At 70.2% G+C, this 13,446-nt stretch carries 13 protein-coding genes and 1 tRNA gene; 5 read left to right on the plus strand and 9 right to left on the minus strand.

Features of this window, described 5'->3' with window-relative positions:
• Positions 1-55: 55 nt before the first annotated feature.
• Positions 56-2,980: a UPF0182 family protein gene (locus tag KZX17_RS10730; RefSeq protein ID WP_248173102.1), complete on the plus strand. Its 2,925-nt coding sequence runs from the start codon at positions 56-58 to the stop codon at positions 2,978-2,980.
• Positions 2,981-3,025: 45 nt separating this feature from the next.
• On the opposite strand, the gene KZX17_RS10735 is transcribed toward KZX17_RS10730, so the two are convergent.
• Genes KZX17_RS10735 through idi form a run of 7 tightly spaced genes read right to left on the minus strand, consistent with a single transcriptional unit; the run spans position 3,026 to position 8,580 of the window.
• Positions 3,026-3,901, minus strand: a complete 876-nt coding sequence (locus tag KZX17_RS10735) for a prenyltransferase (protein ID WP_248173105.1) — start codon at positions 3,899-3,901, stop codon at positions 3,026-3,028.
• Positions 3,898-4,206: a lycopene cyclase domain-containing protein gene (locus KZX17_RS10740; protein WP_248173107.1), complete on the minus strand. Its 309-nt coding sequence runs from the start codon at positions 4,204-4,206 to the stop codon at positions 3,898-3,900. Before KZX17_RS10740 ends, KZX17_RS10735 begins: the two co-directional genes overlap by 4 nt.
• A complete protein-coding gene (locus tag KZX17_RS10745) occupies positions 4,203-4,541 on the minus strand; it encodes a lycopene cyclase domain-containing protein (protein ID WP_248173111.1) in 339 nt (112 codons plus the stop codon). Before KZX17_RS10745 ends, KZX17_RS10740 begins: the two co-directional genes overlap by 4 nt.
• A 4-nt stretch (positions 4,542-4,545) precedes the next feature.
• The gene (crtI, locus tag KZX17_RS10750; protein WP_248173114.1) at positions 4,546-6,105 is read right to left on the minus strand and encodes a phytoene desaturase family protein; all 1,560 of its coding nucleotides are present in this window, start codon (positions 6,103-6,105) and stop codon (positions 4,546-4,548) included.
• A complete protein-coding gene (locus KZX17_RS10755) occupies positions 6,102-6,974 on the minus strand; it encodes a squalene/phytoene synthase family protein (RefSeq protein ID WP_248173117.1) in 873 nt (290 codons plus the stop codon). Before KZX17_RS10755 ends, crtI begins: the two co-directional genes overlap by 4 nt.
• Positions 6,971-8,035, minus strand: coding sequence for a polyprenyl synthetase family protein (locus KZX17_RS10760; RefSeq protein ID WP_248173120.1), 1,065 nt, complete (start codon positions 8,033-8,035; stop codon positions 6,971-6,973). Before KZX17_RS10760 ends, KZX17_RS10755 begins: the two co-directional genes overlap by 4 nt.
• Positions 8,032-8,580 (minus strand): isopentenyl-diphosphate Delta-isomerase, encoded by a 549-nt coding sequence (gene idi, locus KZX17_RS10765; RefSeq protein ID WP_248173123.1) that lies wholly within the window; start codon positions 8,578-8,580, stop codon positions 8,032-8,034. Before idi ends, KZX17_RS10760 begins: the two co-directional genes overlap by 4 nt.
• A gap of 74 nt (positions 8,581-8,654) precedes the next feature.
• Between idi and KZX17_RS10770 the strand changes: the two genes are divergently transcribed.
• Positions 8,655-9,125, plus strand: a complete 471-nt coding sequence (locus KZX17_RS10770) for a MarR family transcriptional regulator (protein ID WP_248173126.1) — start codon at positions 8,655-8,657, stop codon at positions 9,123-9,125.
• A 64-nt stretch (positions 9,126-9,189) separates the two neighbouring features.
• Here the strand turns inward: KZX17_RS10770 and KZX17_RS10775 are convergent.
• Positions 9,190-9,263, minus strand: a tRNA-Met gene (locus KZX17_RS10775).
• An 80-nt stretch (positions 9,264-9,343) separates the two neighbouring features.
• Between KZX17_RS10775 and KZX17_RS10780 the strand changes: the two genes are divergently transcribed.
• Both KZX17_RS10780 and KZX17_RS10785 read left to right on the plus strand, forming a co-directional pair.
• Positions 9,344-9,853, plus strand: coding sequence for a DUF6328 family protein (locus KZX17_RS10780; protein ID WP_248173131.1), 510 nt, complete (start codon positions 9,344-9,346; stop codon positions 9,851-9,853).
• Positions 9,850-10,656 (plus strand): carbon-nitrogen hydrolase family protein, encoded by an 807-nt coding sequence (locus KZX17_RS10785; RefSeq protein ID WP_248173134.1) that lies wholly within the window; start codon positions 9,850-9,852, stop codon positions 10,654-10,656. The genes KZX17_RS10780 and KZX17_RS10785 overlap by 4 nt, the downstream gene beginning before the upstream one ends.
• An 11-nt stretch (positions 10,657-10,667) precedes the next feature.
• On the opposite strand, the gene KZX17_RS10790 is transcribed toward KZX17_RS10785, so the two are convergent.
• On the minus strand, positions 10,668-11,876 hold the full coding sequence (locus KZX17_RS10790; RefSeq protein ID WP_248173136.1) for an aminotransferase class I/II-fold pyridoxal phosphate-dependent enzyme: 1,209 nt from the start codon (positions 11,874-11,876) through the stop codon (positions 10,668-10,670).
• Between the two features lie 146 nt (positions 11,877-12,022).
• Between KZX17_RS10790 and KZX17_RS10795 the strand changes: the two genes are divergently transcribed.
• Positions 12,023-13,438, plus strand: coding sequence for a S1C family serine protease (locus KZX17_RS10795; protein ID WP_248173138.1), 1,416 nt, complete (start codon positions 12,023-12,025; stop codon positions 13,436-13,438).
• The last annotated feature ends 8 nt before the right edge of the window (positions 13,439-13,446 follow it).

Here is a 13,446-nt window from a genome sequence, read left to right on the forward strand (position 1 = left end):
TTGAGCGCATCGCCGGGTCGCCGCCCGCCCGATATGCCCCGCCTAGGATGAAGGGGTGACCTCGACACCTGCAGGCCCGGCCACGTCCACGCCCCCGAACCCCGTCCGCCGCACCATCGCGATCACCGTCGGTGTGCTCGTTGTGCTGGTGATCGCGTTCTTCGCGTTCGCGAGCCTGTACACGGACTGGCAGTGGTACCGGCAGCTGGGCTTCGACGGCGTCCTGGTGACGCAGTGGACCGCCCGCGTGGTCATGTTCCTGGTCGGCTTCGTCGCCATGGCTGCCCCGGTGTTCGCAGCCATCCAGCTCGCCTACCGGCTCCGGCCGGTGTACGCGCGACTGAGCTCGCAGCTCGATCACTACCAGGAGGTCGTCGAGCCGCTCCGGCGCCTGGCGATGTGGGGCATCCCCGTCTTCTTCGGGTTCTTCGCCGGCTTCGCCGCGTCGGCGCAGTGGGAGACCGTCTGGCTGTGGATGAACGGCGTGTCGACGGGACAGACCGACCCGCAGTTCGGTCTCGACACCGGCTTCTACCTGTTCCAGCTGCCGTTCTACAGCGCCGCCCTCGGGTTCTTGTCGGCAGTCCTGCTCATCTGCCTCCTGGTCACCGCGGTCGTCGCCTACCTCTACGGGTCGGTGCGCGTCGGGCAGCGCGAGCTGCGCATCTCGAAGTCCGCGCGCATCCAGCTCGCCGCCACCGCCGGCCTCTACCTCGCCGTCCAGGCGGTGAGTCTCTGGCTCGACCGCTACAAGACGCTCACCACGCAGGGCGACCGCTTCACCGGTGTCAGCTACGTCGACGACAACGCGGTCATCCCGGGGCTGGCGATCCTCGCGGTCGCCGCGGCGATCGTCGCCGCGCTGTTCGTCGTGACCGCGATCATCGGCCGGTGGCGCTTCCCGCTCATCGGCACGGCGCTGCTGATCGTGTCGTCCCTCGTCGTGGGGGTCGCCTACCCGTGGGCCGTGACCCAGTTCCAGGTGACGCCGAACCTCGAGACCTACGAGGCGCCCTACGTCGAGCACAACCTGGCCGCGACGAAATTCGCCTACGGCATCGACGGTTTGGAGAAGAACGAGTTCGAAGCCGTCACGACCGCCGAGAAGGGCCAGCTGCGCGCCGACGCGGACACGACCGCGTCGCTGCGCATCATGGACCCGGCCATCATCGGCCCGACGGTGCGCCAGCTCGAGCAGTACCGCTCGTACTACCAGTTCCAGAACCCGCTCGACGTCGACCGGTACACGATCGACGGCGAGACGCAGGATGCGGTCGTCTCGGTCCGAGAGCTCAACCTCGACCAGCTCGGCAGCGCCCAGTCCTGGTACAACAACACGCTGGTCTACACCCACGGCTACGGCATGGTCGCCGCGAAGGGCAACGCGCGCACCGACGACGGCAACCCGGTGTTCCTCGAGCGGGGCATCCCGACGGCGGGCGACCTCACCTCCGGTGCGAGCTACGAGCCGCGGATCTACTTCGGCGAGTCGTCGCCGCCGTACTCGATCGTCGGCGCTCCCGAGGGATCGAGCCCTGTTGAGCTCGACTACCCGCGCGGCGAGGACGGTGCCGGCCAGACCCGCACCACCTTCGAGGGTGACGGCGGTCCCGACGTGGGCAATCCGTTCAACCGCCTGCTGTACGCGCTCAAGTTCCAGTCGACCGACATCCTGTTCTCGGACGGCATCAACGACGAGTCGCAGATCCTCTACGACCGCAACCCCCGCGACCGCGTCCAGAAGGCCGCGCCGTACCTCGAGCTCGACAGCGATCCCTACCCCAGCGTCGTCGACGGACGAGTCGTCTGGATCCTCGACGGCTACACGCTCACGAACAACTACCCCTACTCGACGAGCGTGAGCCTCCGCGAGGCGATCTCGGACACCACCAACACGCAGCCGCGGGTCGCGCTCGACGACATCAACTACATGCGCAACTCCGTGAAGGCGACCGTCGACGCCTACGACGGTTCCGTCACGCTGTACGCCTGGGACGAGGAGGACCCGCTGCTCCAGGCATGGCAGAAGGTCTACCCCTCGACGCTGAAGCCGATCAGCGACATGTCGGCCGACCTCATGAGCCACGTGCGGTACCCGACCGACCTCTTCAAGGTGCAGCGCGCCATGCTGGGCACGTACCACGTCGACGACGCGGAGTCCTTCATCCGCCGTGACAACGCCTGGCGCACGCCGCAGGATCCGCAGAACCAGAGCAGCCTGCAGCCGCCGTACTACCTGACGATGCAGATGCCCGGCCAGGACGACCCCACCTATTCGATGTTCTCGTCGTTCATCCCCGCGGCCGAGGGCGACGCCGAGCGCAACGTCCTCACCGGCTACCTCGCGGTGGACGCGAATGCCGGCGACGTGAAGGGTGAGAAGGCGACCGGGTACGGCAAGCTCCGGATGCTGGAGGTGAGCGCTGACGTGTCCGTCCCCGGGCCGGGTCAGGTGCAGAACCGCTTCAGCAACGACGAGCGCATCGCGCCGGAAGTCAACCTGCTGCGGCAGGGGCAGTCCGAGGTCCGTAACGGCAACCTGCTGACGGTCCCCGTCGGTGGCGGCCTGCTGTACGTGCAGCCGATCTTCGTCCAGGCCTCGAGCGGCACGCAGCTCCCGCAGCTGCGGAAGATCCTGGTCGCCTTCGGCGACGAGGTCGCCTTCGAGGACACGCTGCAGGAGGCGCTCGACGCGCTGTTCGGCGGCGACTCCGGCGCCACCGCCGGCGACGAGGGGACGACGCCGACTCCCGGACCGTCGGCGACACCGACGCCGGGCGCCACGCCGTCGCCGGAGCCGAGCGACCCGCCGAGCACGCCCGGTGCGGGCGACGAGTTCGATCGTCTGCTGCAGCAGGCGCAGCAGGTCATCCAGGACCGCGATGCCGCCCTGCAGGCCGGGGACTGGACGACCTACGGCGAGCTCGACGAGCAGCTGACGAACATCGTCTCGCGACTGATCGAGCTCGAAGGCCAGTAAGTCATCGGGTGCCGATGATTCGGGACCGATCGAGGTGGTGGCTGCTCACGGGACGAGCAGCCACCACCAGATCAGCAGCAGCGTCACCAGGAAGCCGGCGAGCTGGTTGAGCCAGAGGAAGCGGTCCCACCCGCGCGTGGCGCGGGCCGCGTCCGCATCGCGGACCGACCGGTACGGCCACACGGTCGCGAGGTAGGGGACGACGACGAGCGCCGCGAGAGGCCCCGGCCAATCGGTGGGGAGGACGGCCACGCCGGCGGCGGTGTAGGACACGAGGGCGAATCGGACGGTCCACGCTGCACCGCGCTCGGTCGCGATGGACGAGATGCCGGCCTCCCGGTCGGCGACGACGTCCTGGACAGCGCCGAACGCGTGCGACGCGACTCCCCACAGGGCGAACGCGATGAGGATGAGCGCAAGCTGCGGGGTCCATGCGGTGCCCGCGAGCACGAGGCCGTACACGGCGGGTGAGAAGAAGTGGATGCTGCTGGTCACCGAATCGGCGAACGGCCGCTCCTTCAGCCGCAGCGGTGGTGCGCTGTAGAAGACGACGGCGAGCAGGCTGAGGGCGAGGACGAGCCACGACAGCGGCGGCCCCACGACGACGAGGAAGACGACGAAGGGGGCGCCGAGGAGCGCGGCGGCCCAGAGCGTGGGTGCGTGCAACTCCTTCGCCAGGATCGCGCCGTGTGCCCCGCCCTTCCTCGGGTTGCGCAGGTCGGATTCGTAGTCGAAGACGTCGTTGATCCCGTACATGGCGACGTTGTACGGGATCAGGAAGAAGAGGGTCCCCACGACGAGGACGATGTCGATCTCGCGCGCGCTGAGCAGGTAGGCGGCTGCGAACGGGTACGCCGTGTTGATCCAGCTGATCGGCCGTGAGGACACGAACAGCTGACGGACGAAGCCGAGAGACGTCACGGTCGTTCCCCGCGCGGGGTGAGGAGGGTGAGGATCGCCGGCAGCAGGAACGCCGCGCAGAGCGGATAGGCGAAGTCCTCGATGGGCGCGAGACCGATGCGGATGCCGCTGATGAGGTGCTCCGGGTAGGTGAACAGATCCGCCGCGATCATCACCGAGTCGAAGACCGTGGTGAGGGCGACCAGCACGCCGCCCGCGATCGCCGACGCGACCATGCGACGACCGAACCGGGGACGTCGGATCGTCGCCAGGACCGCCGCCGCCGTGATGAGCAGGAACGGGATGACCAGGAGGGTGTACGTCATGCCGCGCGGTCCTCCGCGGCATCCGCCCTCGACACGGCCCTCATCCCGGCGGCGTGCAGCACGAGGGACAGGTAGCTGAGGAAGGCGAGGAAGAAGACCTCTTCGAGCGGAAGGTGCGGGGCGAGGTCGACGCCGACGAAGAGCGGGCTGTCGCCGCGCACGAAGACGCCTGCGGTGATGCCCGCGATGTCCCAGGCGAGGAAGAAGGCGGTGCCGATCGCGACGCCGACGGCGGTCCTGACCGGGGCGACCGGTGCGGCGAGCCGGAAGCGGACGTCGAGCGCGGCCACGCCCGCCGCCGACGCCAGGATCGCGAGCAGGTACAGACCCGGCATCCGACTAGCGCCCCGCAGTCGCCTCGACGGGCAGCTTCCCGGTCGACGTGTCGCCGTCCAACAGCTTCACGACGAGTTCCGCCGAGATGAGGCACATCGGGAGACCCACGCCGGGCAGGACGGTCTGTCCCGCGTAGAGCAGCCCGTCCACCTGCGACCGGAGTCCGGGCCGGAACATCGCCGACTGGCCGAGCGTGTGCGCCAGGCCCAGGGCGCCGCCCTTGAAGGAGCCGAAATCGGCGGCGAAGTCGCCGGGGGAGATCGTCCGGCGGACACGGACGCGGTCGGCGAGATCCGGGGCGCCGGTCCACTCGGCGATCTGCGCGATGACCGCGTCGGCAGCGGCCTCGATCACGGGATCGCCGGCGCCGTCGACGCCGCCGCGCCCGAGCACCGGCGCCGCGGGCATCGGCACGAGCACGAACAGGTTCTCGTGCCCCTCGGGCGCGACCCCCTCGTCCGTCGCACTGGGACGGCAGACGTAGAGGGACGCCGGGTCCGGGATGCGGGGCGCCGCCGCGCCGGCTCCTTCGGCGATGACGTCGAAGTTCGTCTTCCAGTCCTTCGTGAACAAGAGCGTGTGATGCGCCAGTTCGGGAAGTTCCCCCTCGACGCCGAGGAGCACCAGGAGAGCGCCGAACGAGGGCACTCGCTTGTCCCACCACGAGTCGCTGCGGGAGCGGAGCGACGGGTCGAGCAGGGCCGTCTCGGTGTGGTGCATGTCGGCCGTGGACACGACGTGGTCCGCCGCGAGGACCGTGCCGTCGGCGAGTCGGACGCCGGTCGCGGTGCGACCGCTCGTCAGGATGCGTTCGACGCGGGCGCCGGTGCGGATCTCGGCCCCGCGCGCCTCGGCGAGACGGGCGATCGCACGGATGATCTCGCTGAACCCGCCGCGCGGATAGAGCACGCCGTCGTCGAGGTCGAGGTGGCTCATGAGGTGGTACAGGCTGGGCGCGTCGTACGGCGACCCGCCGAGGAACACCGCGGGGTATTCGAGGACCTGCCGCAGAAGGGGATCGTCGAACCGCTTCTCGACGTACGCCGACAGGGGGCGCAACAGCAGTGGCGCCAGTGTGGTGAGCTTCCGGAGCACCTCGGGGTGCACGAGCCCCTTGAGGGACACGTACGGGTCGTAGAGGAATCTGTCGACGGCGAGGTCGTAGATCTCGCCGGCGGAGTCCAGATAGCGGGCCAGCTCGGCGCCGGCGCCGGGCTCTCGAGCCTCGAAGGCCGCGACCGCGGCATCCCGTCCCGACACCACGTCGAAGGGAGCGGATTCTCCTTCGCGGTAGACGCGGTACGCCGGGTCGAGTCGCACGAGGTCGAGCTGCTCCGCGGCGGTCGTGCCGAGGAGCTCGAAGAAGTGGTCGAACACCTCGGGCATCAGGTACCAGCTGGGACCCGTGTCGAACCGGAACCCGTCCTTCTCCCACGAGCCGGCCCGTCCGCCGAGCTCGTCCTGCGCCTCGAGGACCGTGACCTGGTCCCCTCGGTCGGCGAGGAGGGCGGCGGTGGCGAGACCGGTGATCCCGCCTCCGACGATCGCGATGCGGCGGGTCATGCGGAGGGCCTCCGGAGCGTTCGAGGGGGACGGGGGGAACGGTGCGAGACAGCTGCGCGGAGGGCGATGCCGGCCTTCACGGGATTCGGCACCCGCACGCGGGTGTCGGGGTCCTCGGCCCTCCGCAGCCGGTCCGCGAGCGATGCGAAGAGACCGTGTGCCGTGGCCACGGCCGTCCTGCAGTCGGCCGGGAGCCGGGGGATCGTCGCGGCGGCGACGGCGAGGTCGGCATCGATGCGGTCGAGGACGTCGCGGCGGCGCGTCTCATCGCCCACGCGAAGGTAGTCGCGCCCGAGTCGGCCGGCGTCGTCGGCGTGATCCCGGAGGAAGTTGATGTCCTGGAAGGCGGCCCCCAGTCGCCGCGCTCCGGTCACGAGGTCGGGATCCGGCTCGGCGGGCGCCGCCGCTCCCGCGTTGACGAAGACCTGCAGGCACATGAGGCCGACGACCTCGGCGGAGCCGTAGACGTAGTCGTCGTGCGAGGCGTCGTCGTGCTCGGTGCGGTCGAGGTCGGTGCGCATGGATGCGAAGAACGGCTCGACATGCCGCCGGCTGATCCCGCATTCGCGCGCCGTCAGCGCGAACGCGTGGACGACCAGATTCGAGCTGAAGCCCCGCCCCATGGCGGCGAAGGTCTCGACCTCGAGGTCGTCGAGGACGCGGCGCTGCTCGGCGGCATCCACACCCGCGGCTTCAGCGGCGCCGTCGACGACCTCGTCAGCGATCCTCACGAGCGCGTAGACGTTGCGGATGTGCCCCCGGACCCGGGGTCCGAACAGCCGCGTGGCGAGGCCGAACGAGGTGGAGTAGGCGCGGATGACGGATGCGGCCGCTGCAGCGGCGGTCGAATCGTAGAGCGTCGTCGTCATCGGGGGATGCGGTCCTCCACCGCGGCGGCGAGGGCCGCGAGCAGGACGACGGCGTCGCGGGGGAGAGCGGCGTCGGCCGCGCGCGTCCGCGCGGATCGCAGGGTGTGGGAGATGAGCGCGACGGTGCGCTCCCGGGCACCGCTGGCGGCGAGCTCGCGCTGTGCCTCCGCGATGGCGATCGGGCCGGTCGGGGCGAGTGCGAGGGCGTTGGCCACCTGCGGCCACGCCTCGGTCTCGGCTGCCATTGCGATGAGCGGCGTGCGCTTGGACGCCCGCAGGTCGGCGCCGGGCTCCCGACCGGCTTCGTCGCGCGTGCCGAAGGTGCCGATGAGGTCGTCTGCGAGCTGGAAGGCCACGCCGATCTCGGACCCGGCGGCCTCCAGCGCCGATCGCTCGTCCTCCGATGCGCCCGCGAGGAGCGCCCCCGCGGCGAGCGGTGCCTGGAACGAGTAGAAGGCGGTCTTGTCGCGGGCGGTGCGCAGCAGGGATGCCGCGGGAGGCAGGTCGGCGCCGATGGTCTGCTCCACATCGGCCAGCTCGCCGGCGGCCGAGACGAGCAGGGCGTCGTCCAGGAGGACGAACAGCGCCGCCCGCTGCGGCGCGGTGACCGGCGCGGTCGCGATCAACCGGGTGGCCTCGAACAGCAGCAGGTCGCCGGCCAGGACCGCTGCAGCCGTGCCGAGCAGCTGCGCCTCGTCCTCGTTGCCGCCGCGAGCCCGGGCCCGGTCGCGGAAGCGGCCGACGACGTTCGGGATGCCGCGACGCTCGACGTCGCCGTCGATGAGGTCGTCGTGGACGACGAAGGCCGCGTGCAGCAGTTCGAAGGCGGCGGCGACGCGCCAGAGTCCGGGTGCCCGGGCAATGTCTCCGCCGAACGCCTCGAAGGCGGCGACCACGAGGGCGGGTCGAAGTCGCTTGCCGCCGGACGCGCCGGCAGCGGTCGCCTCGCCGAGCGCCGCCGAGGCATCACCGAGTGCCGCCGAGCGAGCTCGGAGGCGGCCCAGTGCCAGGTCGAGGGTGTCGTCGATCTCGCGGCGGGCGACGTCGGAGAGGCCGATCACGAGGCTCTCCGATGTTGCTCGGGTGCGAACAGGTCCAGCTGCTGGGACTGCAGGACCAGCCACGGGCTGAAGGCCCAGGGCGTGGTGCCGAGGGACGCGTCGAGGTCGGCGGGATCCACCCACCGGGCCTCCGCGACCTCGCGCGGGTTCAGGTCCGGCTCGTCGTCGGTGTACGCCATGTAGACCGGGCAGATCTCGTGCTCGACGATGCCCGAAGCGTCGGTGGCGCGGTAGCGGAACAGGGGGAGCACGAGGGAGATGTCGCGCAGGGTCAGGCCCACCTCATATGCCGCGCGCCGCTTGACCGCGTCGATCACGGGTTCTGCGGGGGCGGGGTGTCCGCAGAAGGAATTGGTCCAGACGCCCGGCCATGCCGTCTTGTCAAGGGCTCGCCGGGTGACCAGGATCTCGCCGCGACTGTTGTACACATGGCAGGAGAAGGCGAGGTGCAGTGCAGTATCGGTACCGTGGACACTCGCCTTGGGAGCCGTGCCGATCTCGCGACCCTCGTCGTCCACCAGGACCACGTACTCGATTGCTGACACGATCACTCCCTACTTTGCTAGATTATCTAGCAAACATTCGACATGGTACAGAACGACAGGGGAGGTGTCCAACGGTGGAGAAACCGTGGATTCCGAAGACACAGCGCGACGCCGTCGTCCTGTCCGCTCTCGAGGCGGTCCGCGCCTTCTCGGACTCCATGGACCGAATGTACGCGGGCATGCGCGGTGACATGGACATGAACACGACGGACCTCGCGGCGCTGCGGATGCTCATCATCCGGGAGCAGAACGGCGACGTCGTCAAGCCGCACGACCTCGCCACGCACCTCGCGATCTCCACCGCCTCGACGACGAAGCTCCTGGATCGGCTCACCGAAGCGGGATACCTCACGCGCAAACCGCACCCGACGGATCGCCGCGCACGGATCGTCGCCCTCACCGAGGCGGCCCGGCACGAGTTCCACCGACACTTCGGTCAGCGGCTGAAGGCGATGCGGGAGGCGATGGTCGGCTACACCGACGATGAGCTGCGAGCCGTCGTCCGCTTCCTGTCCGACATGGAGTCGGCGATGCTGCCGCGGTGAGCGGCACGCCTCCGGAAATCGAAGAAGGCGCCCCCTCCGGAGAGGGAACGCCTTCTTCTTTTTGTTGCGGGGACAGGATTTGAACCTGCGACCTCTGGGTTATGAGCCCAGCGAGCTACCGAGCTGCTCCACCCCGCGGCACAAGAGAAAACACTAGCACGGGTTTCGGGGTCACGCGAATCGGTGGCGGATCATCCGCCCTCGGGGAGGATGGGCGCATGGGCACCCGGACCGACGACCCGACGGCGGACGCAGCCGCGGACGGCCGCGACGAGACGCGCAACGAGCGCGCCGACCGCAACTGGAGTGAGGTCCTGCAGGAGCTGCGCGTGCTGCAGACCGGCACGCAGATCCTGACCGGGTTCCTCCTCGCGCTGGCGTTCCAACCGACCTTCGACGACCTCGGTTCCCATCAGCGGATCGTCTACCTCGCACTGATCGTCCTCTCCGCCCTCAGCGCGGTCGTCGCCCTCGCGCCCGTCGCGCTGCACCGCATCCTCTTCGCGCAGCGCGCGAAACCGACGATCGTCCGGTTCGGGCACGTGTGCATGATCGCAGCGCTCCTGCTCGTGTCGACGCTCCTCGTGGGCGTCGTCGCGTTCGTGTTCGACGTCGTCGTGGGCGGTGCGGCATCCTGGATCTCAGGCGGTGCGCTCTCGCTCACGATCGTCGTGCTGTGGGTCGCGATCCCCGCCGCCGTCCGCACCCGCGCCGGAAGGAACCCATGACCGGATCGATCGGTGTCGCCGTCGCCCAGTTCGCGCCCGCCGCCGACGAGGCGGCGAACCTCGAGACCATCGACGAGCTCGTCGACAGAGCCGCCGACCGCGGCGCGGCCGTGATCGTGTTCCCGGAGTACTCGAGCTACTTCATCGATCCGTTCGACGAGTCGCTGTCTGTGCATGCGCAGAACCTCGACGGGCCGTTCGTCGCTGCGCTCACCGCGATGGCGGCACGCCGGGGCATCCACATCGTGGCGGGACTGCTGGAGCGCTCGACGACGGCGGGACGCGTGCGCAACACGGTCGTCGCGGTCGGTCCCGAGGGCCTCGTCGCGCACTATCGCAAGCTCCACTTGTACGACGCCTTCGGTCAGCGCGAGTCGGACTGGGTGGAGGCCGGAGACCTGGGCGACCCGCAGACCTTCGACGTCGCGGGTGTGCGCTTCGCGCTCATGACTTGTTACGACCTGCGATTCCCAGAGGTGGCGCGGGTCCTCGCCGACACCGGCGCGCACGTCATCCTGGTCGCGGCGGAATGGGTGCGCGGGCCGCTGAAGGAGCACCACTGGCGCACGCTGATGCACGCCCGCGCGATCGAGAACACCTTGTGGCTGGCCGGCGCCGACCACCCGCCGCCGCTCGGGGTCGGACACTCCCTCATCATCGACCCGCAGGGCGTGCAGGTGGCGAGCATCGGGACGTCCACCGACGTCGCCGTCGCGCACATCGACGTCGGCGCGGTCGAGCGGGTGCGCAGGGTCAACCCCGCACTCCGCCTGCGGCGCTACGAGGTCTCCCCGAGAGGCTGATCCGTCTGGCGTCAGCGACCGGATGCGGCGAGTCGCCGCGCGGCCTCCGCGATGACCTCGGTCCGTTTGCACGCCGCGAACCGGATGAGGCTGGCGTAGTCCCGGCGGTGCGCTGCCGACACGAAGGCGGTCAGCGGGATCGCGGCCACGCCGACCCGCTCCGGGAGCGTGCGGCAGAAGTCGGCGGCATCCTGGCCCGGCGGGAGGATGCCTCGGGCGTCCGCCACAGTGAAGTAGGAGCCCGCCGGCGTCGACACGGCGTAGCCCGCGGCCCGCAATCCCTCACCGAGCAGATCGCGTCGTTCGCGCTGGGTCGCAGCGAGCCCGTCGAAGAACGCGTCGCCTAGCCGGAGTCCGGCCGCGATGGCGGGCTGGAAGGGGGCGCCGTTGACGAAGGTGAGGTACTGCTTGACCGCCAGAACCGCGTCGATGAGGTCGGCGGGCCCCGTGATCCAGCCGATCTTCCAGCCGGTGGTCCGGAACGTCTTGCCGCCTGAGGAGATGGACAGGGTGCGCTCGGCGGCACCCGGGAGCGTCGCGATCGGGACGTGGCGGCCGTCCATGACGAGGTGCTCGTACACCTCGTCGGTCAGGATCAGCGCGTCGTGACGGTGGGCGAGGCGCACGATCTCGTCCGTCACCTCGCGCGAGAAGACCGTTCCGGTCGGGTTGTGCGGATCGTTCACGAGGATGATCCGCGTCCGGTCGCCGACTGCGCGGCGGAGGTCGTCGAGGTCGGGTTCGAGCGACGGCCAGCGCAAGGGGACGGGCACCAGGCGCGCACCCGCGAGCGCGATCGCGGCGGCGTACGAGTCGTAATACGGCTCGAAGACGACCACCTCGTCGTCGGGTCCGTCCAGCAGGCCCAGCAGCGCTGCGCTCAGCGCTTCGGTCGCCCCGGCGGTGACGAGGATCTCCCGGCCCGCGTCGAGGGTGATGCCGTAGAAGCGCTGTTGGTGCTCCGCCACGGCGGCGAGCAGGTCGGGGTGCCCGCGGCCGGGGGAGTACTGGTTGACGCCGTCGCGGATGGCGCGGGTCGCAGCATCCAGGACGTCGGCCGGGCCGTCCTCGTCGGGGAACCCCTGACCCAGGTTCACCGCGTCGTGCCTGACAGCAGCGGCGCTGATCTCAGCGAAGATCGTGGGCGCGAGCGAGCCGTCGGACGCGAGGAGGCCGGCACCGCGCGCCGCGCGTTGCCAGGCACCGGAGATGTGCAGCACCGGCTCAGCGTATCGCCGGGTGCCGGAGGAGCGTGCTGTCACGGATCCTCGACCCCACCGGTCCCATAGGCTGATCGGAGGGTCGACATAGCCGTTCCACAGACTGCGGGCGCACTCTGGAGAGGCCTCGAAGAAGGAGCATTCCCATGAGCGAACCGAACACCCCCGACGCCGACCTCCCCCCGCGCCCGCCGATGCCGGAGTCGACTCCCACTGCGGGCGCGCAGCCGGCGCCTCAGGGGTGGTCGCACGGCTCCTCGCCGTCCTCCGGTCCCGGACCGCAGCTGTCCCCGCGGGCCTCGACCGTGCCGCTGGGGTACGTCCAGCCCACGCCGGCGCCGCACCACAGCGGCGGGGAGGCGAAGGTGGGATCGGGCAAGATCGTCGCCGTGCTCGTCGCCGCCGCCATCGTCGGCGCCGTCTCCGGGCTGGGCGGTGCGGCCATCGGGTCGGACGTGTTCCGCAGCGGCAGCAACACCGTCGTGCAGGGCGGCGCGACGCAGGTGACCGTGAACGACCCCGACAACGTCAACCAGACCACGGGCATCGCGGCGAAGACGCTGCCGAGCGTCGTCACGATCAGTGCGACCTCGTCGAACGGCGGTGGGACGGGCTCGGGCGTCGTGCTGAGCGAGGACGGGTACGTCGTCACGAACACCCACGTGGTCACCCTCGACGGGGCCACCGGCGATGCGGCGCTGCGGGTGACGACCTCGGACGGCAAGGTGTACGACGCGGAGATCGTCGGGACAGACCCGCTGTACGACCTCGCGGTCATCAAATTGACGGATGCCTCCGGACTCACTCCGATCGAGTTCGCCGACTCGAGCAAGCTCAACGTCGGGGACACGACGGTCGCCGTCGGCGCTCCCCTCGGGCTGTCGAACACCGTGACCACCGGTATCGTCAGCGCGCTCAACCGGTCGATCCAGATCGCGTCGTCGGCGGTCCCGGATTCCGGTGAGCAGCAGGAGGACCAGGGCCAGGGCGGCGAATCGCCGTTCCAGTTCGACTTCGGCCAGGGCCAGCAGCAGCAGGGCGGCGGATCCGGCACGATCTCGATCGCAGTGATCCAGACCGATGCCGCGATCAACCCCGGCAACTCCGGCGGCGCCCTCGTCGACGACGAGGGCAAGCTCATCGGCGTGAACGTCGCCATCGCGACGGCCGGCGGCGGGTCGTCTTCGAGTGAGGCCGGGTCCATCGGCGTCGGCTTCTCGATCCCGAGCGACATCGTCAAGCGCGTGACCGAACAGCTCATCGAGGACGGCAGCGCGACGCACGGTCTGCTGGGCGCGATGGTCGGCAACGCCGCGGACGCGGAGGACAGCACGATCGCGGGAGCCCTCATCAGCGAGACCACCGGCGGGGGAGCCGCGGCGGCCGCGGGCCTGCGTGCCGGTGACATCGTCACCGAGTTCAACGGGGTGCCCGTCCGCGACGCGACTGATCTGACGGCGCAGGTCCGGGCCCTCGCCGGCGGAGCCGAAGCCTCCCTGGTCTACGTGCGAGACGGGCAGACCCGCACCGCCGACGTGACCCTCGGCGAGCTGACCGACTGAGGTCGCGG

Origin of the sequence: Microbacterium sp. EYE_78 (assembly GCF_023149035.1) — a bacterium.
Lineage (GTDB): Bacteria > Actinomycetota > Actinomycetes > Actinomycetales > Microbacteriaceae > Microbacterium.